The sequence below is a fragment of the Streptomyces sp. NPDC026394 genome, assembly GCF_055567735.1.
The window spans coordinates 1-23,879 of the sequence record NZ_JBVHPX010000031.1; the positions used below are offsets into that span (position 1 = coordinate 1).

The 23,879-nt window shown below is 73.9% G+C and carries 14 protein-coding genes; 7 read left to right on the forward strand and 7 right to left on the reverse strand.

The window, feature by feature from the left end:
• Nucleotides 1-432 precede the first annotated feature (432 nt).
• The 5 genes from ACZ4QV_RS38300 (at nucleotide 433) to ACZ4QV_RS38320 (ending at nucleotide 6,163) form a co-directional block, all read left to right on the forward strand.
• Entirely contained in the window at nucleotides 433-1,944 is a 1,512-nt protein-coding gene (locus tag ACZ4QV_RS38300) for an SDR family oxidoreductase (RefSeq protein WP_361155876.1), read from the forward strand.
• 293 nt (nucleotides 1,945-2,237) lie between these two features.
• Nucleotides 2,238-3,053: a DNRLRE domain-containing protein gene (locus tag ACZ4QV_RS38305; protein WP_467764099.1), complete on the forward strand. Its 816-nt coding sequence runs from the start codon at nucleotides 2,238-2,240 to the stop codon at nucleotides 3,051-3,053.
• 156 nt (nucleotides 3,054-3,209) lie between these two features.
• Nucleotides 3,210-3,899 carry a DNRLRE domain-containing protein gene (locus tag ACZ4QV_RS38310; protein ID WP_361155872.1) on the forward strand — a complete coding sequence of 230 codons (690 nt, stop codon included), beginning with the start codon at nucleotides 3,210-3,212 and terminating at the stop codon, nucleotides 3,897-3,899.
• Nucleotides 3,900-4,037: 138 nt separating this feature from the next.
• Nucleotides 4,038-5,318 (forward strand): VWA domain-containing protein, encoded by a 1,281-nt coding sequence (locus tag ACZ4QV_RS38315; RefSeq protein WP_361155869.1) that lies wholly within the window; start codon nucleotides 4,038-4,040, stop codon nucleotides 5,316-5,318.
• On the forward strand, nucleotides 5,318-6,163 hold the full coding sequence (locus ACZ4QV_RS38320) for a hypothetical protein (protein ID WP_467764100.1): 846 nt from the start codon (nucleotides 5,318-5,320) through the stop codon (nucleotides 6,161-6,163). Before ACZ4QV_RS38315 ends, ACZ4QV_RS38320 begins: the two co-directional genes overlap by 1 nt.
• Nucleotides 6,164-6,249: 86 nt before the next feature.
• On the opposite strand, the gene ACZ4QV_RS38325 is transcribed toward ACZ4QV_RS38320, so the two are convergent.
• The 5 genes from ACZ4QV_RS38325 to ACZ4QV_RS38345 form a co-directional block, all read right to left on the reverse strand.
• The gene (locus tag ACZ4QV_RS38325) at nucleotides 6,250-6,480 is read right to left on the reverse strand and encodes a phosphopantetheine-binding protein (RefSeq protein ID WP_361155865.1); all 231 of its coding nucleotides are present in this window, start codon (nucleotides 6,478-6,480) and stop codon (nucleotides 6,250-6,252) included.
• A 5-nt stretch (nucleotides 6,481-6,485) separates the two neighbouring features.
• Nucleotides 6,486-7,118 (reverse strand): isochorismatase family protein, encoded by a 633-nt coding sequence (locus ACZ4QV_RS38330; RefSeq protein ID WP_361155862.1) that lies wholly within the window; start codon nucleotides 7,116-7,118, stop codon nucleotides 6,486-6,488.
• A gap of 41 nt (nucleotides 7,119-7,159) precedes the next feature.
• The gene (locus ACZ4QV_RS38335; protein ID WP_361619247.1) at nucleotides 7,160-8,815 is read right to left on the reverse strand and encodes a (2,3-dihydroxybenzoyl)adenylate synthase; all 1,656 of its coding nucleotides are present in this window, start codon (nucleotides 8,813-8,815) and stop codon (nucleotides 7,160-7,162) included.
• The gene (dhbC, locus tag ACZ4QV_RS38340) at nucleotides 8,812-10,017 is read right to left on the reverse strand and encodes an isochorismate synthase DhbC (RefSeq protein ID WP_361155860.1); all 1,206 of its coding nucleotides are present in this window, start codon (nucleotides 10,015-10,017) and stop codon (nucleotides 8,812-8,814) included. Before dhbC ends, ACZ4QV_RS38335 begins: the two co-directional genes overlap by 4 nt.
• A gap of 132 nt (nucleotides 10,018-10,149) precedes the next feature.
• Nucleotides 10,150-10,938: a 2,3-dihydro-2,3-dihydroxybenzoate dehydrogenase gene (locus ACZ4QV_RS38345; protein ID WP_361155858.1), complete on the reverse strand. Its 789-nt coding sequence runs from the start codon at nucleotides 10,936-10,938 to the stop codon at nucleotides 10,150-10,152.
• A 109-nt stretch (nucleotides 10,939-11,047) separates the two neighbouring features.
• On the opposite strand from ACZ4QV_RS38345, the gene fhuB reads away from it, so the two are divergent.
• Both fhuB and fes read left to right on the forward strand, forming a co-directional pair.
• Nucleotides 11,048-13,387 (forward strand): Fe(3+)-hydroxamate ABC transporter permease FhuB, encoded by a 2,340-nt coding sequence (gene fhuB, locus ACZ4QV_RS38350; RefSeq protein WP_467764101.1) that lies wholly within the window; start codon nucleotides 11,048-11,050, stop codon nucleotides 13,385-13,387.
• Between the two features lie 69 nt (nucleotides 13,388-13,456).
• Nucleotides 13,457-14,677, forward strand: coding sequence for an enterochelin esterase (fes, locus tag ACZ4QV_RS38355; protein WP_467764102.1), 1,221 nt, complete (start codon nucleotides 13,457-13,459; stop codon nucleotides 14,675-14,677).
• Between the two features lie 71 nt (nucleotides 14,678-14,748).
• Here the strand turns inward: fes and ACZ4QV_RS38360 are convergent, their stop codons facing one another.
• Nucleotides 14,749-16,200: a DHA2 family efflux MFS transporter permease subunit gene (locus ACZ4QV_RS38360; protein WP_361619251.1), complete on the reverse strand. Its 1,452-nt coding sequence runs from the start codon at nucleotides 16,198-16,200 to the stop codon at nucleotides 14,749-14,751.
• Nucleotides 16,201-16,204: 4 nt separating this feature from the next.
• On the reverse strand, nucleotides 16,205-23,824 hold the full coding sequence (locus ACZ4QV_RS38365; protein WP_467764103.1) for an amino acid adenylation domain-containing protein: 7,620 nt from the start codon (nucleotides 23,822-23,824) through the stop codon (nucleotides 16,205-16,207).
• Nucleotides 23,825-23,879 lie beyond the last annotated feature (55 nt).

Sequence of the window (23,879 nt, forward strand, 5' to 3'; positions counted from 1 at the left end):
CGGTGCGTTTCGGCCTTTCGGTTTCTTCGCGGTTCCAACCTTACCAGATCCGTTCGGCGTTTCCGCTTTCCGTTTCCGGCCCCTGCTGGAGCGGGTTTTGTTCGCGCCTTCCGGCGTGTTCACCACTTTAGCGGTTTTCCCCGGCGACTCATAATCGAGTCGCTGTTGTTCCGAATTTCGGCAGGCCGAAATTCATCCCGTTGAGGAGCCGTGCAGTGGTGATGGTGCTTGCCGGTGTGGCGTGAAGGCTGTCTCGGCGCCTGACGGCTCCGTGGCAACTCGGAGAACACTACACGACGGGCCGAAGGCCCCGAAGGCACCCCCCTCTCCTGCTGCGCTGCATTCGCGGGCACGTGCCGTGCGGGGTAGTAGGTGACAGAAGGTACGGGCCTGAGTGGCCTGCGGGACCGAACGGCTAGCGGGAGGCGCGGCGTGGAACGGTGTCTGGTGACCGGGGCGAGCGGGTACGTCGGCGGGCGGCTGGTGCCGGAGCTGCTGGCCGCGGGGTACCCGGTGCGGTGTCTGGCGCGCACGCCGGGAAAACTGCGGGATCACCCCTGGTCGGGGCAGGTGGAGACGGTACGGGGCGACGTCACGGACGCGGAGTCGCTCACGGCGGCGCTGGAGGGCGTCGGGGTCGCCTATTACCTGGTGCACGCGCTGGGCTCGGGGAAGGACTTCGAGGACACCGACCGCCGGGCGGCCCGTACGTTCGCGGAGTGCGCGCGGAAGGCCGGCGTGCGGCGGATCGTCTATCTGGGCGGTCCGGTGCCGAAGGGCGTCGACCGGCGAAGACTCTCGCCGCACCTGCGGTCGCGGGACGAGGTGGGGCGCATCCTGCTGGAGTCCGGGGTGCCGACCGTGGTGCTGCGGGCGGCCGTGATCATGGGGTCGGGCTCGGCGTCCTTCGAGATGCTGCGGTACCTGACCGAGCGGCTGCCGGTCATGGTGACGCCGAGCTGGGTGCGTACCCGTATCCAGCCGCTGGCGGTACGGGACGTGCTGCACTACCTGGTGGGCTGCGCCGCGCTGCCGGAGTCGGTGAACCGGGGGTTCGACGTCGGCGGACCCGACGTACTGACCTACCGGCAGATGATGCAGCGCTATGCGCGGGTCGCGGCGCTCCCCCGTCGTCTGATCGTGCCGGTACCGGTGCTGACGCCGGGGCTCTCCAGTCACTGGGTGGGGCTGGTGACGCCCGTACCGGCGGGTATCGCGCGTCCGCTGGCAGAGTCGCTGCGCCACGAGGCCGTGGCCGAGGAGCACGACATCGCGCGGTACGTGCCGGACCCGCCCGGCGGGCTGACCGGCTTCGACCGCGCGGTGGAGCTGGCGCTGCGGCGGGTGCGGGAGGCACGGGTCGCCACCCGCTGGTCGTCGGCCTCGGTGCCCGGGGCCCCCAGCGACCCGTTGCCGACCGACCCGGACTGGGCGGGCGGCAGTCTCTACACCGATCGCAGGGCGCGCCGGGTGGACGCCTCGCCCGAGGCGCTGTGGGACGTCATCGAGGGCATCGGCGGGGAGAACGGCTGGTACTCCTTCCCGCTGGCGTGGGCGTTGCGGGGGTGGCTGGACCGGCTGGCGGGCGGCGTCGGGCTGCGCCGGGGGCGGCGGGACGCGCAGCGGCTGCGGGCCGGTGACTCGCTGGACTTCTGGCGGGTCGAGGAGATCGAGCGGGGGCGGCTGCTGCGGCTGCGCGCCGAGATGCGGCTGCCCGGGCTGGCGTGGCTGGAACTGCGGGTCGGGCGGGACCGGGCGGGCCGTACGGTCTATCTCCAGCGGGCGGTGTTCCATCCGCACGGGCTGGCGGGCCATGCGTACTGGTGGAGTGTCGCGCCGTTCCACTCGGTGGTGTTCGGCGGGATGGCCCGCAACATCGCCGCGGCGGCACGGGACCGGGACAGGCAGGTGGGCCGGGCGCAGGGGGCGGGTGGGGCGGCGTAGGGGCGTCGACGAGGGGCACTGTGCCGGAACGTCGATGTCGGCGCGGGGCAGCGGGCAGCGGGCAGCGGGCAGCGGGCAGCGGGCAGCGGGCAGCGGGCGATGGTGGCGCGGTGTGCCGTCCGAAGGCCGCAGGTGCCACCCGACTGCCGTCACCCTCTGTCCTCATCATTCCGACGGACGAGTGAATCGCGGGGCGGGTGGCTTCCCCCGGACGGCCGCAGGGGCGGCGCGGCGTGCGGGCGGCGGTGGCGGGCCCTTGTACGTTCACCGCTCCCGGCAATGAGAGGTGCGCAATGCCCACATCCCGTTCCCTCACCGGCTGGAAGCCGTCCGGCCCGTGGTATCCCGTACTGGTCTGCGGCGTCGTCGGCGGTCTGGCCGTCCCCACCGCCTGGGCTGCGGGTTCCGACGCTCACGACACGAAGTCGCGGCAGTCCGCGGCTCAGCAGGCCGAGTTCCAGCGGGCCTCCGAGCAGGCCGCCTCCTCCGGCCGGCGGGTGGAGGTGCAGTCGCAGCGCACCGACACCGTGCGCGTGTACGCCGACCCGTCCGGCACGTACACCACCGAGCAGAGCCTGCCCAAGGCGCGCGCTCCCAGGGGGCCGGTGGGCCTGTGGACCAGCGTCAACAAGAAGTACCCCGATGCCTCCTACTGGGCGAAGACCGGGGACGTCGCGCGCGTCGGCCATGAGGACGAGACGGGCGGGACCTGGCGCTCGTTCATCATCATGGGCACCAGGGACCTGCAGCGGACCGGGACGATCAAGCGCGCCTCGTTCGTGATCAGGAACACCTACTCCTGGTCGTGCGCCAAGCGGCCCGTCCAGCTCTGGGACACCGGCCGCGCCTACAAGAGCACGACGTGGAACCAGCAGCCGAAGTGGTACAAGCTGCTGGCCACCGTCACCGACGCCAAGGGCCACAGCGCCAAGGAGTGCCCGGCCGGCGTGCTGGCGTTCGATGTCACGGACAACGCCAAGGCGGCGAAGTCCAACAAGTGGCCGGACATGACCCTGGGACTGCGGGCCGCGAACGAGAACGACACCCACGCGTGGAAGAAGTTCGCCCCGAGCACGGCCAAGCTGGCCGTCACCTGGTCCAAGGGCTGAGTCTCCCGGCGGCCGTCACCCTCCGTTCATCGCCTTCCGTCGGTCGAGTGAATACGCGGCCGCCGCTCTCACGGTCGGACGCGGTGGGAGCGCGGTGCGCGGACGGTGGGGAAAGGCTGGAAACCGTTCAGCCGTTCCCCGCACAGGAGGCAGACCATGCCCACATCCCGTTCACTCACCGGCCGGAGGCGAGCCCGGTCGTCGTACGCCCTGCTGGCCTGCGGTCTCGTCGGCGGCCTCGCCGCCCCGGCCGCCGTCGCCGCGAGCCCCGGCACGCAGGCCGGGCAGGCCGGCGCGTCCGTCAGCGAGCAGCGCCAGCCCGGACCGGCCGCGCCCAGGGGCCGCGTGGGCCTGTGGACGAGCGTCAACCAGGCGCACCCGAACAGGACCTACCACGGTCAGACGGACGACGTCGCGCGCGTCGGCAAGAGGGACCTCAGGAACAACCGTGAGCTGAACGGCGTGTGGCGCTCGTTCATCACGATGGGCAGCCAGGACCTGCACCGGCCCGGAACGATCCGGAAGGCCGAACTCCGCATCCGGAACGCCACGTCCCAGTCGTGCGCCCCCTACAACGTCGAGGCCTGGGACACCGGCCGGATCTACCCGTCCACGACGTGGAACAAGCAGCCGCGGTGGTACCGGATGCTGGGCTGGGTCTCGCCCCCGCAGCGGCCCTGCCAGAACCGCACCCTGTCCTTCGACGTCACGGCGAGCGCCCGGGCGGCCCAGCAGAACAGGTGGCCGAGCATGACCCTGGGGCTGAAGGCGACGAACGAGCGGAGCTCGGACGCGTACAAGACCTTCACCCCGTCCACCGCCAGGCTGGTCGTGACCTGGGGCTAGCCGCACCGGCACGTCTCCCGGCCGCCCCGGTGACCGCACGGTCCACCGGGGCGGCCGCGCACACTCCGGGCACTGATTTCCCGTCAGCGTCGCCCGCCCGTTTTGATCACCGAGCCCGATCGTCCATACGATCCGGCGATGATCACAAGAAAACGGCTGGCGGGTGGGGTCTGCGGCCTGCTCGCCACCCTGGCCGTGGGGCTGCTGCCCACCTCCGCCGCAGCCGCCGACGAACCGGACACGAAGAAGCCCTCCCCCAAGGTCGAGCTGGTACTCGACGTCAGCGGCTCGATGCGGGCGCGGGACATCGACGGGCAGAGCCGGATGTCGGCGGCGAAGCAGGCGTTCAACGAGGTACTGGACGCGGTGCCGGGCGAGGTCCAGCTCGGCATCCGTACCCTCGGCGCGAACTATCCGGGCCCGGACCGGCAGACCGGGTGCAAGGACACCAAGCAGCTCTACCCGGTCGGGCCGCTCGACCGGACCGAGGCGAAGACCGCGGTGGCGACGCTCGCCCCCACCGGCTGGACGCCGATCGGCCCGGCCCTGCTGGGGGCCGCCGACGACCTCAAGGGCGGTGACGCGACCCGCCGGATCGTGCTGATCACCGACGGCGAGGACACCTGTGCCCCGCTCGACCCGTGCGAGGTGGCGCGGGAGATCGCCGCCAAGGGCATCCATCTGACCGTGGACACGCTGGGGCTGCTGCCGGACGCCAAGACCCGCAAGCAGCTGAGCTGCATCGCGGAGGCGACCGGCGGCACGTACACCTCCGTCCAGCACACCAGTGAACTGCGGGACCGGGTGCACCAGTTGGTGGACCGGGCGGCCGATCCGGTGGTGACGCCGGTGGCGACGCAGGGCGCGGACCAGTGTGCCAAGGCACCGGTGCTCAAGCCGGGCCTGTACACCGACCGGGAGAAGTTCGCCGAGCACCGCTGGTACCGGGTGGACGTACGGCCCGGCCAGGAGCTTCGCGCGTCGGCGAGCATCGGCGCCGACCGTGCCGTCAACAACGACTACGGCATGCTGCTGCGCGCCTCGACGGTGCACGGCCGGGAGATCGTGCGCGGCTCGGAGGCGGGCGACGGGCGTACCGACGTCATCTCGTCCGGGCTGCGCTACCCGAAGGCGCCGCTGAAGAACGCCGACGGCGCCGCGAAGGACGCGCCGGAGACGGTCTGCCTCCGGCTGAGCAACTCCTTCGCTGCGCCGGCCGGGGTCAAGACCGAGCCGGGTCTGCCGGTGGAGCTGGCCATCGATGTCGTGGACGGCCCGTCGGACGCCTCGGACGTGGCGTCCTTCGGTCTGGGCCGCGGCTGGTGGTTCCTGGGCGCGCTGGTGCTGGTCGGCCTGGTGGCCGGTCTGCTGTGGGGCTGGCTGTCGCGCTGGCGTGTCGCCGTCTGGAGGACCAACTGATGCGTACGCGTACGTTCGTGACCGCCGCGCTGCTGGCGGGTGCCGCGCTGTTCGGTACGGCGGGCGGTGCCGTGGCGGACAGCCCGTCGCCGTCCGCGAGCGGCGGTGCCGCGGGGCCGACGGAGGCGGGGACGTCGTTCCGTACCGCGACGCCGGTCCAGCCGGGGCAGCGGGCGACGGCCGGGGCGTCCACCGGTGACTACCTGTACTGGGCGGTGCCGGTGGACGCCGGGCAGCGCGCCACGATGAAGGCGAAGGTGACGCTGCCCAAGGCGGCCCGGCACGGCGCGGCGACCTGGCAGCTCGACGTGTACGACGGGCTGCGGCGCCGTCAGGCGTGCACGTACGGCGCGCAGACCAGGGCGGCGGCCGCGGACGCGGCTTCGGTGGAGCTGTCCTGCACGCTGCGGACGGTCCGTTCCTGGGCCGAGCAGTCGTCCAACGATCCGCTGCCGGGCACGTACTTCGTGCGTCTGACGGTCACGGATCTGCCGCAGGAGGACCTGGGGCTGCCGGTGCACGCGGAGTTCGAGCCGACGGTGGCCGGGACGGGCGGTGCGTACGCGGTGGACGGCAAGCTGGCCGCCCCGCTCGTGCCGGGGGCCGCCGCCGCTGGTCCGAAGGACGGGGAGAGTGCTTCCCCGGAGCCGTCGGCGTCGGCTTCGGCGGCGGGCAAGCGGTCCGTCGCCGCGTCCGAGCCGGACGGCGGCTGGTCCTCGGGCCGGTGGTCCGACCGGTGGGTGTGGACGGTGGTGGGCGGTCTGCTGGCGGCGCTCGCCGGGATCGGCGGGTACGCGATGACGCGCGGCAGCGGCCGCCCGTCGCGGGTGCCGCCGGGCGTCTGACGGCACCACGCGGCACACACGGCATACGGAGCGGGGCGGTGCGCGGAGTGTTCCGCGTACCGCCCCGCTGCCGTACGGACGGAAGCTCAGCCGGTGACGCCGAGCAGCACCGCCCACTTCTCCAGGGCGGGCTCCTCCGACAGGTCGGCGACGGCGGCCTCGATGCCGTGGTCGCGGTTCCAGCGGCCGGCCAGGGCCATCAGGCGGACCGAGTCGAGGCCGTAGTCGACGAGGTTCTCGTCGTCGGGGATGTCGGCGGGGTCCTCGCCGAGGACGTCGGCGACGTCCTTGCGCAGTTGCTCCAGCGTCAGTGCCATGGGGGTCACTTCCCTTCGAAGACGGTGGCGGTGGTGGTGACCACGGCGCACTTGGCGGCCGCCCAGCGCAGCGCCATGGCGTGGTCGTCCGCGGAGAAGTCGGCCACCGCGTCGGCGACGAGGAACGCCTGGAGGTCGCGCATCCACGCGTCGCAGGCGGTCATCAGGACGCCGATGTGGGCGTAGACACCGGTGATGACGAGCTGGTCGCGGCCGAGGTCGCGCAGCCGCTCTTCGAGGTCGGTGCGGACGAAGCCGCTGTACTTCCACTTGGTCAGCACGGTGTCGCCGGGGCCGGGGGCGACCGCGTCGGCGATGGCCGCCGCGTGCTCGTCGGCGGGCAGGCCGGGGCCCCAGAAGTCCTGCTGGAGGCCGCGTTCCTCGGGCGTCTGGCCGCCGGGCTGGGCGGTGTAGAGGACCGGGATGCCGAGGCGGGCTGCCTCCTCCTTCAGCGCCGCCACGTTGCGCAGCAGGTCGGTGGCGGGGGACGCCTGGGTGTCGAAGGCCGACAGGAAGTAGTTCTGCAGGTCGTGGACGAGCAGGACGGCGCGCGACGGGTCGGCCTTCCAGTCCACGCGGTTCGCGGGCAGGTCGCCGGCGGACGGCATGGGGTAGGGGGCGATGGCGGGCAGGGCCATGGTGCGGTGCGGTCCCTTCAGGACGGGTCGGGGTGGGGCGGTCAGGACGTCGTGCCGGTGGCGGCGGACCTGAGGTCCTTCTTGGAGATCTTGCCGACGCCGGTCTGCGGGAAGGCGTCCACGAACACCACGCGGTCGGGCACCTTGTAGGCGGCGAGGCCGCGGGCCCGGACGAACTTCTTCACGGCGACGGGGGTCGGCGCTTCGGCGCCGGAGCGCAGGATCACGTAGGCGAGAGTGCGTTCGCCCAGGTACGGGTCGGGTTCGGCGACCACGTTGGCGTCGTGCACCGCGGGGTGCGCGAGCAGGTGGTTCTCGACCTCCTCGGCGGCGATCTTCTCGCCGCCGCGGTTGATCTGGTCCTTGGCGCGGCCCTCGACCACGAGATGGCCGGTGGGGGTGAGCCGGACGACGTCGCCGGTGCGGTAGAAACCGTCCGCGGTGAAGGAGCGGGCGTTGTGCTCGGGCGCCTTCCAGTAGCCGCGGATGGTGTACGGGCCGCGGGTGAGCAGGTGGCCGGTCTCCCCCACGGGCAGGTCGTTGTCCTCGTCGTCCACGACGCGGATCTCGTCGTCCGGGGAGATGGGCCGCCCCTGGGTGGTGACGATGATCTCCTCGGGGTCGTCCAGCCGGGTGTAGTTCACCAGGCCCTCGGCCATGCCGAAGACCTGCTGGAGGGTGCAGCCGAGGGCGGGCCGTACGCGCCGGGCGGCTTCCTCGCTGAACTTGGCGCCGCCGACCAGCAGGACGTCGAGGCTGCTCAGGTCGGACGAGGTGGCCGGCGCGGCCTCGGTCCAGACGAGGGCGAGCGGCGGGACGAGGCCGGTGAGGGTGACGCGTTCCCGCTCGATGAGGGGGAACGCCACGTCGGGGTTGGGCTGCGGGCACAGTACGACGCGGGCGCCCGCGTACAGGGCGCCGAGCGAACCGGGCGAGGAGAGCGGGAAGTTGTGGGCGGCGGGCAGGACGCACAGGTAGACGCTCTGCTCGTTCACGCCGCACAGCTCGTTGGAGCCCCACAGCGAGTAGATGTAGTCGTCGTGGGTGCGCGGGATGAGCTTGGGGACGCCGGTGCTGCCGCCGGAGAGCTGGAGGAAGGCGAGGTCGTCCGGTGCGGGCTCCTCCCAGGGCACCGCGTCGGAGGCCGGGTCGGCCGGTACGTCCGCGAGGGCCTCGAAGGGGCCCGGGTCGCCGCCGGTGACGAAGACGTGGCGCAGGCCGGGAACGTCGGCCCGTACGGCTGCGGCGAGGGCGCGGTAGTCGTAGCCGCCGTGTTCGGCGGCGATGACGTAGGCGGCGGCCTCGGTGAACTCGCAGAAGTAGCGGATCTCGGTCTCGCGGTGCGCGGGCAGCGCGAAGACCGGGAGGGCGCCGAGGCGGAAGAGCGCGAAGATCACCTCGAAAAACTCGGCGACGTTCGGGAGCTGGACCACGACGCGGTCGCCGCGGACGATGCCGCGGGCGTGGAACCCGGCGGCGAGCCGGGTGGCGCGGCGGTCCAGCTCCGCGTACGTCCAGCGGCGGCCCTCGCCGGCCGGGTCGACGACGGCGACCCGGTCCGGGTGGGCGGCGGCCCGGTCGCGCAGCATCTGCCCGAAGGTCTCGCCGCGCCACCAGCCCGCTTCGCGGTAGCGCTCGGCGAACTCCGCGGGCCAGGTGGGCGCGTGCGAGTGGGCGTAGGCGTACTGATCGGTCACAGTTCGGCTCCGACGGCGCTCAGGAAGGTACGGAACTTGGCGCCGGTCTCGGCGGTCTCGGCGCCGGGGTCGGAGGCGGCGACGATGCCCGCTCCGGCGTACAGGCGCAGGGCGCGCTCCTCGGCCTCGGCGCAGCGGATGGTCACCACCCACTCGCCGTCGCCGGACGCGTCGCCCCAGCCGACCATACCGGTGAAGAAGCCGCGGTCGAACGGTTCGGTGTCGGCTATCACCTGCCGGGCGGTGTCGGTGGGGGTGCCGCAGACCGCCGGGGTGGGGTGCAGGGCGCAGGCCAGCTCCAGGGCGGAGGTTTCCGGCGCGGCGAGGGTGGCGGTGACGGTGGTGGACAGGTGCCACATGGCGGCGGTGCGCAGCAGGGTGGGCCGGACGGGGACGTCGAGGTCGGTGCAGTACGGGGCGAGGGCCCGGTGGACGGCGTCCACGACGACGGCGTGCTCGTGCAGGTCCTTGGCGGACTCCAGCAGGGCGGCGGCCCGGCGGACGTCCTCGGCGAGGTCGTCGCTGCGCGGGATGGACCCGGCCAGCGGGTTGGCGACGATCCGCCGGCCGCGCCGGGTGACCAGCAGTTCGGGGCTGGCGCCCAGGAGGGTGCGCCGGGGCGTGGTGGGCAGCGCGAAGGTGTAGCCGGAGGGGTCGCGGCGGGCCAGGCGCTGGAGCAGCGCGGGGATGTCGAGCGCGTCCGGGGTGGTCAGTTCGAGGGTGCGGGCGAGGACGACCTTGCTGAACTCGCCGCGCCACATGCGCTCGACCACGGCGGCCACACCGGCGCCGTAGACCTCGGGGGCCGGTACGGGTCTGATGTCCCAGCGGGCCGCGGCGGGCGGGTCGGCGGGCAGCGCGATCAGCGGGTCGGCGGTGAGCGGCGGCGCGGTCCGGACGGTGGCGGGCACGGTGAGCGCGGACGGGGCCGTCTGGTCGAAGGGCACGGCGCCGATGACCAGGGGGGCGCTGTGCCCCGCCGCCTGTGCGGCGTCGAGGGTGGCGGCGACCCGCTGGGGCAGGGGGCGTTCGTCGTGCGGGACTTCGCTGTGGGTGCCCTGCGCGAGGATGGTGCGCGTGGGCGTGCCGAGGAAGCGGGCGCCGGGGGTGTAGGCGCCCAGGAGCGAGGTCGCGGCTCCTACGGCGGGGTGGGCCGTCTCGGCGAGGGGGACGTGCGTGGCGACTTCGGGTGCCGTCGGCACGGGAGCTCCAATTCTCGGAAGGCTGCGAGGTTCCGGGGGATGGCTGATACGGGTGGTGGTGCGGAGGGGCGTGCGGTGAGCGGGGGTGCGGTGGTGCGTGCGTCCCGTGCGGGCGGCGGGGCGCGGCGCGGGTCACCGCAGGGTGGCGCCGCCGTCGACGTACAGCTCCTGCATGGTGATGTGCCGGGCGCGGTCGGAGGCGAGGAAGACGACCGCGTCGGCGATGTCGGACGGGTCGGCGATCCGGCCGAGGGGGATGCCGGTGCGGTACGTCTGCGGGTCGCCGGCGATCACGCGGCGGGGTGCGTCGTCGTCGGTCCACAGCGCGCGTTGCATGGCGGTGTCGGTGGAGCCGGGCGCGACGATGTTGCAGCGCACGCCGCTGCGGGCGAGTTCGAGCCCCAGACATTTGGTGTACATGGCCGCCGCGGCCTTGGAGGCGGCGTACGCGGCCATTCCGGTACGGGGCACGCCGGCGGCGTTGGAGCCGACGGTGACGATGCTCCCGGAGCCGCGTTCGACCATGTGCGGGGCGACGGCGCGGGACGTGTGGAAGACGCCGGTGGTGTTCACGGCGAAGGTGTCGGCCCAGTCCGCGTCGGACAGCTCGGCGGCGGCGCCGGGGCGCAGGATGCCGGCCACGTTCACCAGGACGGCGATCGGGCCGAGTTCGCGCTCGACGCGGGCGACGGTGGCGTCGACGGCGGTGCGGTCGGTGACGTCCATGGCTTCGGTGGTGACCGTTCCCGCGGCGCCGTCCTCGGCCGGCGGTGCCGCGGGTGCGGTGCGGTCGGTGGCCACGACGTGGGCGCCCTGTCGCGCCAGGGCGGCGGCGACCGCGGCGCCGATGCCCTGCCCGGCGCCGGTCACCAGCGCGATACGGCCGGTGAATTCGGCACGGCCCGGTATGTGCTCAGGCATGAGCAACCTCCCCATTTGTTAGGCAAGCCTAACCTAATATAGGACAGGTGCCCAGCCACTCCGCCATTCCGCCCGCACGCTGCATAAATGGTTAGGCTAGCCTCACCTTATGCAAAAGCAGCGTACGGGTATAGCCGCCCCGCCCCCCGAACACGGCGCCGAAGGCGTCGCGTTGCCGGGCGTGGTGGCGCAAAAGAATGCCCGACCCCCTGCCGATGACCCGCGCTTTGCCTCCGGGGAGCCCGCTGTGGACCCCGGCGGCGAGCGTCCCGCCGGCACCACGCGCCGCACGGTCGCACTCGCCGTGGCGGGCTTCACCGCCGCCGTCCTCGTCCTGGCCGTCGTGTCCCTGTGCGTCGGCGCCGGCGAGGTCGGCGCGAGCGGCGTCCTGGACTACCTGCTCGACCGCGGCGGCGCGCGCAGCGACCCGCGGCTGGCTCTCGTCGTCGGCGACCTGCGGCTGCCCCGTACGCTCACCGCCCTGCTCGTCGGCGGCGCGCTCGGCGTCGCCGGGTGCCTGCTCCAGGCCGTCACCCGCAACCCGCTCGCCGAGACCGGCCTGCTCGGCGTCAACGCCGGGGCCTCGTTCGGTGTCGTCGCGGGCATCGCGCTGCTGGGCCTGGACAGCGGTTACGCCTACCTGGTGTGCGCGTTCGCCGGCGCGGTGGTCGCCAGTGGCCTGGTGCTGCTCATCGCGGGGCGCAGGGGCGGCGGTTCACCGATGCGGCTGGTGCTGGCCGGGTCCGCGCTGGGCGCCACCTTCGGCGGGCTGACCAGCGTGATCGTGGTGAACTCGGCGGAGACCTACGACCGGTTCCGATTCTGGGTGCTCGGTTCGCTGGCCGGGGTCGAGGGCTTCGGCGAACTCGGCCGGCTCGCGCCCGTGCTCGTCGTCGGGTTCCTGGTGGCGCTGCTGGTCGCCCGGCCGCTGTCGGCGCTGGCGCTCGGCGACGACCTGGCCCGCAGTCTCGGCCACCGGCCGCCGGTGATCCGTACCGTGGTCGCCGTCGGGGTGACGCTGCTGACCGCGGCCGCGGTGGCGCTGGCCGGTCCGATCTCGTTCCTCGGGCTGCTGGCCGGCTTCCTGGCCCGGGCGGTCGCCGGTACCCGGCTCGCCGCCCGGCTGCTGCTGGCCGGGCTGATCGGCGCCGCCGTCCTCGTCCTGGCGGACGTGGCGGCCCGGGTGGTCTCCCGCCCGTTCGAGGCGCCGGTCTCCGTCATCGTGGCGCTGATCGGCGCGCCCGTCCTCATCGGCATCGTCCGGTCCCGGCAGCTCACCGCGATGGGCATGACCGAACCGGCGACCGAGGAGCGCACGCCGGGCAAGGCGGCGCGCGGCGTACTGCACGCGCTGCGGGAGCGCCTGACGCGCCGTGTCCCGAAGCGCCGTGCCGCGGGGTTCGGCCGGGTGTGCCCCGCCGAGACGTTCGTGCTGCGCCGCGGCCCGCTCTCCTTCCTCGTCGCCCGGCGCGCCACGCTCGCGGGGCTGCTGCTGGCCGTGCTGCTCCTGCTGGCGGTGGTGCTGTCCGCGTACGCCGGGCAGAGCGACATGAGCGTGACCCGCACCTTCCAGGCGATCTTCGGTCAGGGCGACCGGTTCGACGTCCTGCTGGTGCAGAAGTTCCGGCTCGGGCGGATCGTGGCGGGGCTGGCGGCGGGTGCCGCGCTGGGGCTGGCCGGCTGCCTCACCCAGACGCTGGCCCGCAACCGTCTCGCCACTCCCGAACTGCTCGGCGTGAACGACGGCGCGACCGCCGCCGTCCTGCTGTCCGTCACGCTCAGCGCGACCGGCACGTTCGGCGCCTGGTGGGCGGGCCCGCTGGGCGCGCTGGTCGCGGCGGTCGTGGTCACGGTCGTCTCCGGGGGCCTCGGGCAGCGCGGTTACCGCGTACTGGTCGTGGGTCTGGCGATGTCCGCGCTGGCCTCCGCCGCCACCCAGGTGGCACTGTCCCGGCGCTCGCTCAGCTCGGCGAGTTCGCTGTACGTGTGGACCTCGGGCAGCCTCAACGGGCGCAGCTACGCGGTCGCCGTGCCCGTCCTCATCGGTCTGGCCGTGCTGGTCCCGCTGAGCCTCGCGGTCGCCCGTCACCTGGGCGTACTGCGCTTCGACGACGCCACGGCCTCCTCGCTGGGCGCCGCTCCGGGCCGTACCCGCGCGGTGTGCCTGCTGCTGGCGGTGGCGCTGGCGGGGCTGGCCGTCGGGATCTGCGGGCCGGTCGGGTTCGTGGCGCTGGCGTCGCCGGTCATCGCGTCGCGGCTGGCGGGACCGCTGCGGGTGCCGCTGGTCGGCACGATGCTGACGGGCGCGCTCCTGGTGGTGGCGGCGGACACGATCGGCAGGATCGTTTTCACGGGTACGGAGGTGCCGGTGGGTGTCGTGACGACGGTGCTGGGCGGGCCCTTCCTGCTGTGGGTACTGCTGGGCCGTTCGGCGGCGACCCGTGTCTGACGAACACGACGGCTCCGGCGAACGCGACCGACACTCCGTGCTGACGACGCTCCTGAGAGGGGTAAGCAAGTGACCGCTGCTGTCCGCAGCCCGCTGCTGCGAGGACTCGCCGCCGATGTGCGGGCCGGGCGGCCCGGCGCCGAGGAGGAGTTCTGGCGCCGCGCCGCGGCGGCCGGGACGCCGCTCGTGGAACCGGACCCGGACGGCGATCCCGGGCACGTCCTCGTCACGTTCCTGTGGCGGGACGACCCGGCGTCCCCGGCCACGGACGTGCTGGCGCTCCTGCACACCGTCACCGACCGGGACCGGCACGCGGGCGACCTGACGCCGAACCTGATGACGCGCGTCGAGGGCACCGCGGTCTGGGCGCTCAGCCACCGGCTGCGCTCCGACCACCGCGCCTCGTACCAGTTCCACCCCGGCACCGGCGCGCGCGAGGACCTGCTGCGTACGGACCGCGAGGCGTGGCTGAAGGTCCTGGACAGCGCCGTACCCGACCCGTTGAACACGTCGCCCGTCCTGCCGTCGCGGGACGGCCGCAACCCGGCCTCCGTCCTGGAGCTGCCCGGCGCTCCGGCGCAGCCGTGCACCGGGCGCAGGCCCGGCGCGGCGCGCGGCACGTCCGTACAGGCCGAGGTGGGCGGCAGGAACGTCACGGTGCACCTGCCGCCCGGGCACCGCGCCGACGGCGGCCCGTACGCGGTCGCGGTACTGCTGGACGGCGAGATGTGGGGGCCGGTCCTCGGCGTCGGCGACCTGCTCGACAACCTGCACGCCGACGCCTCCGTACCGCCCACGGTCGCCCTGCTCGTGGACACGATGGGGCGGCGGATGGAAGACCTGAGCTGCAACGGGGAGTTCGTCGACTGGCTGGCGGACACGCTGCTGCCGTGGGCGGACACCGCGTACGGGACCGATCCGCGCCCGGAGCGTACGGTCGTGGCCGGGCAGAGCGCGGGCGGCCTGACCGCGGTGTTCGCCGCCTTCCGGCGGCCGGACCGGTTCGGCTTGGCGCTCTCGCAGTCCGGCTCCTTCTGGTGGCCGGACGACGAGCGCGGCACCGAGTGGCTGACCGGCCAGTACGCCACCGCCGAACGCCGCCCGGTACGGATACGGCTGGAGGTCGGCCTCCAGGAGTGGATGCTGCTCGCGGAGAACCGCCGCCTGCACGACGTCCTGCGGGCGCGCGGCTACGACGTGACGTACGAGGAGTTCAACGGCGGGCACGACTACGCGTGCTGGCGCGGCGGGCTGGCGACGGGGCTGGGGGCGTTGCTGTCCGGCGCCTGAGCCCGGTCGACAGACCGCGCCCCGGACCCGAGTGCGGGTCCGGGGCGCGGTCGTATCCGGTGCGGCGCGGCTCAGCCGGCCGCCGGAGCCCGGGTCTCCTCCCCCGCTTCCTCGTCGGGGTCGTCGTCGAACGGCGGCGGCTGCGGCGGGTCCTTGGGCAGCCGTACGGCGATCAGCGCGCCCACGGCGACCAGCGCGGCCGTCACCCACACCGCGACCCGGTACGGGCCCGGTCCGGTGCCGCCGGTGCCGTGTCCGCCGATCACGCCCGCGCAGACGGCGATGCCGAGGGCGCCGCCCAGGGTGCGCACGATCTGGAAGAGGCCCATCGCGCGGCCCATGTCGGGCGGCGCGACGTCCTCGAAGCCGGCGAGCTGGACGGTGAGCACGGCCGTGCCGAGGACCAGGCCGATGGTGAACATCAGGCCGCGTACCAGCCAGGCGTTGTCCGCGGCGCCCGGTACGGCGAGGGCCGCGAAGACCACCGCGGCGAGCAGCAGCGCGGGCACCGCGAGGCGCCGCGGGCCGATGCGCGGCAGCAGCCGGTCGACGACCTGGGAGGCGAGCATCAGGCCGACCGCTTCCGGGAAGACGCTCAGGCCCGCGTCCAGCGCCGAGGCGCCCAGCGCCGCCTGGTAGAGCAGCGGGAAGACGAACAGCACGCCCATCAGGCCGGCGGCGGTGAGCACGGCGAGCGCGGAGGCCGTGCCGTATGCCCGTCCGGCCAGCAGCCGGAGTTTCAGCAGCGGCTCCGGGGTGCGGAGCTGGTGGACCACGGCGGCCACCGCCAGCACCGCGCCGAGTACGGCGGCGGCCGCGACGGCGGGCTGCGCCCAGCCGTGCGAGGGCCCGAACCCGAGCGCGTACGTGAGCAGTCCGAGCCCCGGGGTGGCGAGCCAGAACCCGGCCCGGTCGAACGGCCCCGGTACGCCCTCGACGTGCTCGCGCAGCCCGAGGACGCCGAGCAGGACGGCGGCGACGCCGATCGGCACGTTCACGAAGAACAGCCAGTGCCAGGACAGGTGCTGGGTGAGGAAGCCGCCCAGCGGCGGGCCCAGCGCGGGCATCAGGGCCGTCGGCACGATCAGGACCTTGGACAGCTTGGCCCGTTCGTGCGGCGGGAACGCGCGGAACAGCAGGGTCATGCCGACCGGGGTGAGCAGGCCGCCCGCCAGTCCCTGCACCGCCCGCGCGACGACCAGCGTGGACAGGCCGGGAGCCAGACCGCAGGCGGCCGAGGCGGCGGTGAAGACGGCGAGCGCGCCGAGGAAGACGCGTTTGGTGCCGTAGCGGTCGCCGAGCCAGCCGGCGGCCGGCAGGGCCAGTGCGAGGGCGACGAGGAAGGCCGTCTCGACGGTGTTGGCCGCGGAGACGGGCTGTCCGAAGTCGCCCGCGATGGTGAACAGGGCGGGGTTGACGATGGTCGAGTCGAGGCCGTTCATGCACATGGCGGCCGTGTAGACGAGGACGACGGCGGTCCTCGGGTTCAGCCGGGGCCGTGCGGCGGGGGGTGCGGTGGTCATCGGGTCACCCCTCCAGTTCGGTGAGGCGGGCGGCCACCACGCGGGCGATGTGCGCGATCGGTTCGGGCAGGGTCATGTCCTTGTGGGAGCACTCGATGTTGGTGTTGTCGATGCGGCCGGTGACGTAGGGCGTCCAGGTGTCGGGGGTGAGGGTGTCGTCGATGGTGTCCACGACGGCCCGGAAGAAGAGCACGTCGCCCCGGAAGACGCGGTGGTCGTAGGCGCGTACGAGGTCGTTGGTGTTGAGGTAGATGGCACCGAGCGCCTTGATGGTGCCGGTGGACAGGGCGGACAGCGGGCTGCCCTCGCGTTGCAGGACCTCCACCACGTTGGCGGTGGTCAGCGGCTTGCCCTCCAGGCTGTCGGGCCCGTAGCCGCCCATGGTGAGCAGCGATTCGAGCGCTTCGGCCTCGTCGGGTACGGGCAGGCCCCGGAAGCCCTCGGCCGGGTAGGCGTCGAGGATGGCGAGGAGTTCGACCTCGTGGCCCTCGTCCTGGAGGTGGGTGGCCATGGCGTGCGCGATGATGCCGCCGGTGGACCAGCCGAGCAGCCGGTACGGGCCTTCGGGCTGCACCTCGCGGATGCGCGCTGCGTAGTGGGCGGCCAGCTCTTCCAGGGTGGCGGGCAGCGGTTGGTCCGCGGTGGCGGCGCCGACACCCTGGGCCTGGAGTCCGTAGATCGGCACGTCGGCGGGCAGGTGGCGGATGAGTCCGGCGTAGCACCAGCTCAGGCCGCCTGCCGGGTGGACGCAGTGGACGGGGGCACGGCTGCTCTCCGCGCTCCGGGGAGCGGGGCGCAGTGGCAGCAGCACGTCGAGCGGGTCGTCGTGGCGTACGGCGTCCAGGGCGGCGTCGAGCGCCGCGACGGTCGGCGACTGGAAGACCGTGCCGATGGACACCTCGGTGCCGAGCACGGCCTTGACGCGGCCGGCCAGCCGGACCGCGAGCAGCGAGTGCCCGCCGAGGTCGAAGAAGTTGTCCTCGACGCCGACCCGGTCCAGGCCCAGCACCTCGGCGAAGACCGAGCAGAGCAGTTCCTCGCGGGGGGTACGGGGCGGGCGGCCGGTGGCGGCCGGGCGGTCGGGCGCCGGCAGCGCCTTGCGGTCCAGTTTGCCGTTGCCGGTCAGCGGCAGCCGGTCGAGGAGGACGACGGCGGACGGGACCATGTGGACGGGCAGTTCGGCGGCGGCGTGGTCGCGCAGGGCGGCGGGGACGGGCGACTGGCCCGCGGCGGGCACCGCGTAGCCGACGAGCCGCTTGTCGCCCGGGGTGTCCTCCCGTACGACGACGGCCGTGTCCGCGACGGCGGGGTGCGCGGCGAGCACCGCCTCGATCTCGCCCAGCTCGATGCGGAAGCCGCGCAGTTTGACCTGCTGGTCGGCGCGGCCGAAGTACTCCAGGGCGCCGTCGGTGCGGCGCCGGGCGAGGTCGCCGGAGCGGTACATGCGGCTGCCCCGCTCGCCGAAGAGGTGGGCGTACGGGTCGGCGACGAAGCGGGTGGCGGTCAGTTCCTCACGTCCCAGGTAGCCGCGGCCCAGGCCCTCGCCCGCGACGTACATCTCGCCGGTGACACCGGGCGGTACGGGCTGGAGCCGGTCGTCGAGGACGTAGACGCGCAGGTCGGGGATGTTGACGCCGATGGTGCTGGAGGTGGCGCCGGCGGCGGTGGCGCGGTCGAGCGGGAAGTACGAGACGTGCACGGTGGTCTCGGTGATGCCGTACATGTTGACCAGGACCGGCGCGTCGTCGGCGTGCCGCTCGTACCAGTCGCCGAGGCGGCCCAGCTCCAGCGCCTCGCCGCCGAACACCACGTACCGGAGGGCCAGTTCGGAGCCGTCGCTCTCGCGGTCGGCGGCAGCGAGCTGGTAGAAGGCGGACGGGGTCTGGTTGAGGACGGTGACCTGCTCGGTGGCCAGCAACTGCCGGAAGGCGTGCGGGTCGCGGCTGGTCAGGTGCGGTACGACGACGACCTTGCCGCCGTACAGCAGCGCGCCCCACAGTTCCCAGACGGAGAAGTCGAAGGCGTAGGAGTGGAAGAGCGTCCAGACGTCGTCGGGGCCGAAGCCGAACCAGTGGTCGGTGGCGGTGAACAGGCGGGTCACGTTGCGGTGGGTGACGACGACGCCCTTGGGGCGGCCGGTGGAGCCCGAGGTGTAGATGACGTACGCGGCGTCGTCGGGGCGCAGCGGCCGGGTGCGGTCGGCCTGGGTCAGCGGACCGGCGTCGTGTCCGTCGGCCGCGCCGCCGTCCACGGTGATCAGCGGCAGGGTGTGGCCGGGCAGCCGGGGTGCGGTCGCGGTGTCGGTGATCAGGGCGGCCGGGGCGGCGTCGTCGAGCATGTAGGCGAGGCGGTCGGCCGGGTAGTCCGGGTCGAGCGGCAGGTAGGCGGCTCCGGCGAGGGAGACCGCGAGCAGGCCGGTGACCAGGTCGACGGAGCGCGGCAGGGCGAGCGCGACGATGGAGCCGGGGCCGATGCCGCGGGCGGCGAGCAGCCGGGCCAGGCGGTGGGCACGGCCGGAGAGTTCGGCGTAGGTGAGGGACTGCCCTTCGTCACTGACCGCCGTACGCCCGGGGTGGCGGACCGCCGCGGCCTCGTAGACCTCGGGGAGCGTGGCCGCGGGGCGGGCGGCGAGGGGCTCGGCGGGGGTGTTCCACGCGACGAGGGCGCGGTGGCGTTCCTCGTCGCCGAGCAGCGGCAGCAGGCCGAGGGGGGTGTCCGGGGCGTCGGCGGCCGCGGTGAGCAGCCGGGTCAGCCGGTCGGCGAGGCCCTGTACGGTCGCGCGGTCGAAGAGGTCGGTACGGAACTCGAAGAAGCCGCCGATGCCGCCGCCGGGCTGCTCGCCCGCGTTGAGGGTGAGGTCGAACTTGGCCGTACCGGACGGCACGGCCGTCGTCCGGGCGGTGGCCTGCGGGCCCAGCGCGAACGCGGCGTCCGGTACGGACTGCCAGGCCAGCATTGTCTGGAACAGGGGGTGCCGGGCGAGCGAGCGCCGGGGGTTCAGCTCCTCGACGAGGTGGTCGAAGGGCAGCGTGTCGTGCTCGAACGCGGCGAGGGTGGTGGCCCGTACCCGTTCCAGGAGCGTACGGAAGGCGGGGTCGCCGGAGGTGTCGGTGCGCAGCACGACGGTGTTGGTGAAGAAGCCGACGAGGGCGGCGGTGGCGTCGTCGGCGCGGCCGGCGACGGGGGTGCCGAGGGGGATGTCGGTGCCGCAGCCGTGCCGGGTCAGGAGGGCGGCGAGGCCCGCCTGCACGGTCATGAACACGCTGGTGCCGGTGGTCCGGGCGAGGCGCTGGAGGGCGGCGTGGGCCGCGGCGTCGAGGGTGAAGGGGACGGTGTCGCCGGCGTGCGCGGCGACGGCCGGGCGCGGCCGGTCGGTGGGCAGGTCGAGCTGGTCGGGCAGCCCGGCGAGGGCCTGCTTCCAGTGTGCGAGCTGGGCGGCGGCGAGCGGGGTGGGCTCGGCGGGCGTGCCGAGGAGCTGCTGCTGCCGGGCGGCGTGGTCGGCGTACTGGAAGGGCAGCGGCGCGAACTCCGGTGACCGGCCCGCGTGTCTGGCGGTGTAGGCGGTGGCGAGGTCGCGGGCCAGGGGTGTGGTGGAGGCGCCGTCACCGGCTATGTGGTGCAGCAGCAGGAGCAGGGTGTGGCGGTCCGAGCCGTCGCTGAACAGCGTGGTGCGGAGCGGGGGTTCGGTGGCCAGGTCGAAGCAGTGGCGTACGGCCTCGGCGAGGTCGTCACCACCGGGCTCGGCGAGATGCACCTCCGGCCGCGCCAGCGGGTGATCGACGGGGAGAATCCGCTGGTAGGGCTGTTCCTCCCCGCCGTTGTCAGTGGTCGGATATACCGTTCTGAGTGTCTCGTGGCGGGCGGTCAGGTCGCGCAGGGCGAGCTGGAGCGCGCCACGGTCGACCGGTCCGTCGATGCGCAGCACGAGCGGGATGTTGTAGGTGGGGCTGGGGCCTTCGAGCCGGTGGAGGAACCAGAGCCGCTGCTGGGCGGGCGAGAGGGGGAGGTGTCCGGTGCGGGGTACGGGAGACGCGGGCAGGGCCGCGGACGAGGTGCCGTCGGTGTCGCCGTCGGTCGGTGCGGCGGAGTGGACGAGTGCGGCGAGCGCGGCCGGGGTGGGGTTGCGGAAGACGTCCGCGGTGCTCACGGGCGTCTGGAAGATCTCCCGCATACGCGCGGCCAGCCGGGCGGCCAGCAGCGAGTGACCGCCCAGGTCGAAGAACCCGGCGTCCGCCGGGGGGCTGGTGTCCAGGGAGAGGAGGTCGGCCAGCAGGCCACGGATGATGTCGGTGTGCGGGCTGCCGGTGCCGGCGGCGTCCGTACGGCCGGGCCCGGTGCCGGAACCGGTTCCGGTACCGCCCGTACCCGCGCCGGTGCCGTCGGCTCCGCCGTCACCGGAGCCGGGGACGCCCGGCTCGGGGTCCGGCAGGGCGCGGTGGTCCAGCTTGTCGTTGGCGGTGCGCGGCAGCGCGGCGAGCAGCGTCACGGTGGCCGGGACCATGTGCGCGGGCAGGGCGGCGGCGAGGTGTGCGCGGAGGGCGGCGGGGGTGGGTGGGGTGGGGGCCCCGGGGGGAACGGCTTGTACGGCCTCCCCGTCGTCCGTCCGCGGCACCGCGTACGCCAGCAGGCGCTTGCCGTGCGGAGTGTCGCGGGCGATCACCGCGGCCTGGGCGACGGCGGGGTGCTGGGCCAGGGTGGCCTGGATCTCGCCGAGTTCGATGCGGAAGCCGCGGATCTTGACCTGGTCGTCGCTGCGGCCCAGGAACTCGACCGTGCCGTCCGCCCGGCGCCGTACGAGGTCGCCGGTGCGGTACATCCGGCTGCCGGGCGCGCCGTGCAGGGCGCCGTACGGGTCGGCGACGAAGCGTTCGGCGCTCAGGTCGGGCCGTCCGAGGTAGCCGCGGGCCAGGCAGGCGCCCGCCACGTACAGTTCGCCGGTCGCGCCGTCCGGCGTGGGCCGCAGGCAGGCGTCGAGGACGTAGGCCCGGGAGCCGCGCACGGGCCGCCCTTCGGGGGCCGCGGTGCCGGTCGTACTGCCACCTGCCACGGGCGCCGTCCAGTAGTACGCGTCGACGGTGGTCTCCGTCGGCCCGTAGAGGTTGACCGCGTGCAGCCCTCCGGTCGTGGTCAGCCGTTCCCACAGCGGTACGGGTACGGCCTCGCCGCCGACGACGATCACGGCCGGGCGGTGCCGTCCGTCCTCCAGGAGCCCCTCGGCGAGGAGGGCTTCGGCGTAGGACGGGGTGACGTCGAGGTAGTCGACGCGGTGCTCGTCCACGTACCGGGCGAGGGCGGCGGGGTCGCGGTAGGCGGTGTCGTCGAGGAGGTGCAGTTCGTGTCCGTGGACCATCCACAGCACCGGGTCCCAGGACGCGTCGAAGGCGAACGAGGCGCTGTGCGCGACGCGCAGCCGTTCCCGGCCGGTGCGGGCGACGGCGGGGGCGACGTGGTCGCTGCCGTGCCCGGCGTACAGGTTGGCGAGCGAGGCGTGGCTGACGACGACGCCCTTGGGGCGCCCGGTGGAGCCGGAGGTGTGGATGACGTAGGCGGCCTGGCCGGGCGCGATCGGCACGGCGGGCGCGCTCTCGGGCTGCGCGGCGAGCGCGTCGGTGACGGCGGGGTCGTCCAGCGCGAGGACGGGCAGTCCGTGTGCGGGGAGTGCGGCCAGCGTCGCGGTGGTGCCGACGACGCACACCGGGCGGGCGTCTTCGAGGACGGCCAGGGTCCGGGCGGCCGGGTGGCCGAGGTCGAGGGGCTGGCAGACGCCGCCTGCCTTCAGGACGGCGAGCAGCGACGTCATCATGCCGGTGCCGCGCGGCAGGGCGAGGGCGACGGGGCGTTCCGGGCCCGCGCCGCGGTCGGCCAGCAGGTGGGCCAGGCGGTTGGCGGCGGCGTCCAGTTCGGCGAAGGTGAGCGCGGTGGCGCCGGTGCGGACGGCCACGGCGTGCGGGGTGCGGGCGGCCTGCTCGGCGAAGTATGCGGGCAGGGTGCGGTCGGCGGGCGGTTCGTCGCGTCCGGTGGTGGCCCGGCGTACGGCGTCGGCGTCCAGCAGGTCGATGGTGCCGACGGGGCGGTGCGGGTCGGTCAGCAGGAGTTCGGCGAGCCCGTCGAGGTAGCGCAGGAACGATTCCCGGTGCCGGTCGAGTTCGTCCCCGGCGTACCGTCCGGTGTGCGCGTCGAGGCTGATGCGCAGCCCGCCGTCCGCGTCGGGCGAGGCGGTGACGGCGAGGTCCTCGACGGGGCCCGCGGCGAGGTTGTGGACCGTGCCGGGCAGGCCCGCGAAGTCGAGGTCGCCGTCGAACGGCTTGATGTTGACCATGGGCCCGGTCAGCGGCACGGCGGCCGAGGAGAGTGCGAGGTCACGGCGGATGTCGGCCTGCGGGTAGCGCTGGTGGCGGCGTACCGCGCGCATTTCCAGGACGATGCGGCGCAGCAGTACGGCGCCGGTGTCCTGGGGGTGTACGGCGATGCGCAGGGGCAGGACGTTGACGGTCATGGCCGGGGTGCGCAGGGCGGCGGGGCCGCGGCGGTTGGTCAGCGGCAGGCCGAGCACGACGTCCTCGGTGCCGGTGAGACGGTGCAGGTGGCCGGCGGTCGCGGCGATGACCAGTTCCGCCCAGGTCGCCTTGACGGCTTCGGCGGCCCGGGTGAGCCGGTCCAGGGTGGCGGCGGGCAGATCGGTACGGGTGCGGAGGACGTCACCGGCGGCGATGGCGTCGGCGAGCGTCGCGGCGGAGAGGGCCGTACCGGTCACGGCGGCACCAGCGCCACCGGTGACACCTGAGGAACCGGCGGCACCAGCGACGTCCGCGTCCCCAGCAGCATCCTCGTCACCAGCAGAACCAGCAGCACCGAGGCCCCCCGCAGCCCCAGCACCCCGCTCCTCCCGGTCCCCCGCCCCCCGCGCCGGAGTCACCGGTTCCGGCCGCCCGGCCATCCGCGCGGTCCAGAATTCCCGGTCGGCGGTGTACTGCTCGCTCTCCAGGTACCGCGCCTCCTCCTCGACCAGGTCGCGCAGCGGCGCGAACCGGGTGGCCGCGGGCTCCTGCCCGGTGGCGAGGGCGGTGTAGAGCTCGGCGACGCGGCTGCCGACGAGTTGCAGGGCGTAGGCGTCGACCGCGATGTGGTGCACCCGCTGGTACCACCAGTACCGGTCGTCGGCGACACGGAAGAGGGCCTGGGTGGTGAGCTGTCCGGCCTCGCCCAGGTCGGCGGCGCGGGTGAGGTCGGCGTGCATCCAGTCGCGGGCCGCCTCTTCAGCGGGCCGGGCGGCGTCGCGCAGGTCGATGCGGTGCAGCAGCCGTTCCGGGTACGGCGGTACGACGTGCTGCCTCGGCTCGCCGTCCGTCTCGCTCACACACACGCGGAGCGTCTCGGCCTCCGTGACCGTACGCAGCAGGGCGCGCTCGAACAGCGTCTCGTCCAGGGGCCCCTGGATCTCGACGACGTCCGCCGTGTTGAGTGCCGGGCTCTTGGGATTGATTTGACCCGCGTAATGAATGCCGGCCTGCGCGGTGAGCAGAGGGAATTCCGCGGGCCCGGCGGGACGGGATGTTCCCGGCGCGGGAGCGCTGGGGCGCGACAGTGCCGCGGGGACTGCCTGGTCGACCGGACGCTGATGCATGTGTGTGACAACTCCCAGGGAGGAAACCGAGCTTCGCGGGCCGGCCGGCAGCCCG

Coding starts and splice junctions, on each gene's coding strand:
- ACZ4QV_RS38305 (WP_467764099.1), top strand. CDS start 2,238: ATGCCCACATCCCGTTCCCTCACCGGCTGGAAGCCGTCCGGCCCGTGG.
- ACZ4QV_RS38310 (WP_361155872.1), top strand. CDS start 3,210: ATGCCCACATCCCGTTCACTCACCGGCCGGAGGCGAGCCCGGTCGTCG.
- ACZ4QV_RS38315 (WP_361155869.1), top strand. CDS start 4,038: ATGATCACAAGAAAACGGCTGGCGGGTGGGGTCTGCGGCCTGCTCGCC.
- ACZ4QV_RS38320 (WP_467764100.1), top strand. CDS start 5,318: ATGCGTACGCGTACGTTCGTGACCGCCGCGCTGCTGGCGGGTGCCGCG.
- ACZ4QV_RS38325 (WP_361155865.1), bottom strand. CDS start 6,480: ATGGCACTGACGCTGGAGCAACTGCGCAAGGACGTCGCCGACGTCCTC.
- ACZ4QV_RS38330 (WP_361155862.1), bottom strand. CDS start 7,118: ATGGCCCTGCCCGCCATCGCCCCCTACCCCATGCCGTCCGCCGGCGAC.
- ACZ4QV_RS38345 (WP_361155858.1), bottom strand. CDS start 10,938: ATGCCTGAGCACATACCGGGCCGTGCCGAATTCACCGGCCGTATCGCG.
- fhuB (WP_467764101.1), top strand. CDS start 11,048: ATGCAAAAGCAGCGTACGGGTATAGCCGCCCCGCCCCCCGAACACGGC.
- ACZ4QV_RS38360 (WP_361619251.1), bottom strand. CDS start 16,200: ATGACCACCGCACCCCCCGCCGCACGGCCCCGGCTGAACCCGAGGACC.
- ACZ4QV_RS38365 (WP_467764103.1), bottom strand. CDS start 23,824: ATGCATCAGCGTCCGGTCGACCAGGCAGTCCCCGCGGCACTGTCGCGC.